Origin of the sequence: Pseudaquabacterium inlustre (genome assembly GCF_038066595.1) — a bacterium.
Taxonomy (GTDB): Bacteria; Pseudomonadota; Gammaproteobacteria; order Burkholderiales; family Burkholderiaceae_C; genus Pseudaquabacterium; species Pseudaquabacterium inlustre.
This window is the reverse complement of sequence record NZ_JBBUTH010000014.1, coordinates 1-2,733: the sequence shown is the minus strand read 5'-3', so window position 1 is coordinate 2,733 and position 2,733 is coordinate 1. Positions and strand designations below refer to the sequence as shown.

The window sequence follows — 2,733 nt, the reverse complement described above, 5'->3', positions numbered from 1 at the left end:
ATTATAAAAAAGCATTGCTCATCAATTTGTTGCAACGAACAGGTCACTATCAGTCAAAATAAAATCATTATTTGGGGCCCGAGCTTAAGACTGGCCGTCGTTTTACAACGTCGTGACTGGGAAAACATCCATGCTAGCGTTAACGCGAGAGTAGGGAACTGCCAGGCATCAAATAAAACGAAAGGCTCAGTCGGAAGACTGGGCCTTTCGTTTTATCTGTTGTTTGTCGGTGAACGCTCTCCTGAGTAGGACAAATCCGCCGGGAGCGGATTTGAACGTTGTGAAGCAACGGCCCGGAGGGTGGCGGGCAGGACGCCCGCCATAAACTGCCAGGCATCAAACTAAGCAGAAGGCCATCCTGACGGATGGCCTTTTTGCGTTTCTACAAACTCTTCCTGGCTAGCGGTACGCGTCGTTCCCTGAGCGTCAGACCCCGTAGAAAAGATCAAAGGATCTTCTTGAGATCCTTTTTTTCTGCGCGTAATCTGCTGCTTGCAAACAAAAAAACCACCGCTACCAGCGGTGGTTTGTTTGCCGGATCAAGAGCTACCAACTCTTTTTCCGAAGGTAACTGGCTTCAGCAGAGCGCAGATACCAAATACTGTTCTTCTAGTGTAACCGTAGTTAGGCCACCACTTCAAGAACTCTGTAGCACCGCCTACATACCTCGCTCTGCTAATCCTGTTACCAGTGGCTGCTGCCAGTGGCGATAAGTCGTGTCTTACCGGGTTGGACTCAAGACGATAGTTACCGGATAAGGCGCAGCGGTCGGGCTGAACGGGGGGTTCGTGCACACAGCCCAGCTTGGAGCGAACGACCTACACCGAACTGAGATACCTACAGCGTGAGCTATGAGAAAGCGCCACGCTTCCCGAAGGGAGAAAGGCGGACAGGTATCCGGTAAGCGGCAGGGTCGGAACAGGAGAGCGCACGAGGGAGCTTCCAGGGGGAAACGCCTGGTATCTTTATAGTCCTGTCGGGTTTCGCCACCTCTGACTTGAGCGTCGATTTTTGTGATGCTCGTCAGGGGGGCGGAGCCTATGGAAAAACGCCAGCAACGCGGCCTTTTTACGGTTCCTGGCCTTTTGCTGGCCTTTTGCTCACATGTTCTTTCCTGCGTTATCCCCTGATTCTGTGGATAACCGTATTACCGCCTTTGAGTGAGCTGATACCGCTCGCCGCAGCCGAACGACCGAGCGCAGCGAGTCAGTGAGCGAGGAAGCGGAAGAGCGCCCAATACGCAAACCGCCTCTCCCCGCGCGTTGGCCGATTCATTAATGCAGCTGGCACGACAGGTTTCCCGACTGGAAAGCGGGCAGTGAGCGCAACGCAATTAATACGCGTAACTCACGTTAAGGGATTTTGGTCATGTTGTTGACACTCTATCATTGATGGAGTTATTTTACCACTCCCTATCAGTGATGGAGAAAAGATCTATGAGCCATATTCAACGGGAAACGTCTTGCTCGAGGCCGCGATTAAATTCCAACATGGATGCTGATTTATATGGGTATAAATGGGCTCGCGATAATGTCGGGCAATCAGGTGCGACAATCTATCGATTGTATGGGAAGCCCGATGCGCCAGAGTTGTTTCTGAAACATGGCAAAGGTAGCGTTGCCAATGATGTTACAGATGAGATGGTCAGACTAAACTGGCTGACGGAATTTATGCCTCTTCCGACCATCAAGCATTTTATCCGTACTCCTGATGATGCATGGTTACTCACCACTGCGATCCCCGGGAAAACAGCATTCCAGGTATTAGAAGAATATCCTGATTCAGGTGAAAATATTGTTGATGCGCTGGCAGTGTTCCTGCGCCGGTTGCATTCGATTCCTGTTTGTAATTGTCCTTTTAACAGCGATCGCGTATTTCGTCTCGCTCAGGCGCAATCACGAATGAATAACGGTTTGGTTGATGCGAGTGATTTTGATGACGAGCGTAATGGCTGGCCTGTTGAACAAGTCTGGAAAGAAATGCATAAGCTTTTGCCATTCTCACCGGATTCAGTCGTCACTCATGGTGATTTCTCACTTGATAACCTTATTTTTGACGAGGGGAAATTAATAGGTTGTATTGATGTTGGACGAGTCGGAATCGCAGACCGATACCAGGATCTTGCCATCCTATGGAACTGCCTCGGTGAGTTTTCTCCTTCATTACAGAAACGGCTTTTTCAAAAATATGGTATTGATAATCCTGATATGAATAAATTGCAGTTTCATTTGATGCTCGATGAGTTTTTCTAACATGATGATATATTTTTATCTTGTGCAATGTAACATCAGAGATTTTGAGACACGGGCCAGAGCTGCCAGGAAACAGCTATGACCATGTAATACGACTCACTATAGGGGATATCAGCTGGATGGCAAATAATGATTTTATTTTGACTGATAGTGACCTGTTCGTTGCAACAAATTGATAAGCAATGCTTTCTTATAATGCCAACTTTGTACAAGAAAGTTGGGTTTTTTTTTTTTTTTTTTTTTTTTTTTTTTTTTTTTTTTTTTTTTTTTTTTTTTTTTTTTTTTTTTTTTTTTTTTTTTTTTTTTTTTTTTTTTTTTTTTTTTTTGTTTTTTTTTTTTTTTTTTTTTTTTTTTTTTTTTTTTTTTTTTCGAGAAATGAAACTTATAATTGAAACTATACAAGATACTGTACAGATGCCTAATTTTACACCCGTATACACTGTCTCCTTATATTTTTCTAGCTTTACAGAGTAACGATTTG

The 2,733-nt window shown here is 45.0% G+C and carries 3 protein-coding genes; 2 read left to right on the top strand and 1 reads right to left on the bottom strand.

The genetic code is table 11. The features are described from left to right. Both AACH10_RS25295 and aph(3')-Ia read left to right on the top strand, forming a co-directional pair. The coding region (locus AACH10_RS25295) for a hypothetical protein (RefSeq protein WP_341413337.1) at window positions 1–249 on the top strand (249 nt) is incomplete at its 5' end. 1,187 nt (window positions 250–1,436) lie between these two features. Beyond that, complete coding sequence (gene aph(3')-Ia / locus AACH10_RS25285) at window positions 1,437–2,252, top strand: aminoglycoside O-phosphotransferase APH(3')-Ia (RefSeq protein ID WP_000018329.1); 816 nt, start codon at window positions 1,437–1,439, stop codon at window positions 2,250–2,252. Window positions 2,253–2,287: 35 nt separating this feature from the next. Here aph(3')-Ia and AACH10_RS25280 read toward each other — a convergent pair. After that, window positions 2,288–2,733 (bottom strand): hypothetical protein (locus AACH10_RS25280; RefSeq protein ID WP_341413336.1); only part of this gene is annotated, 446 nt, incomplete at its 5' end.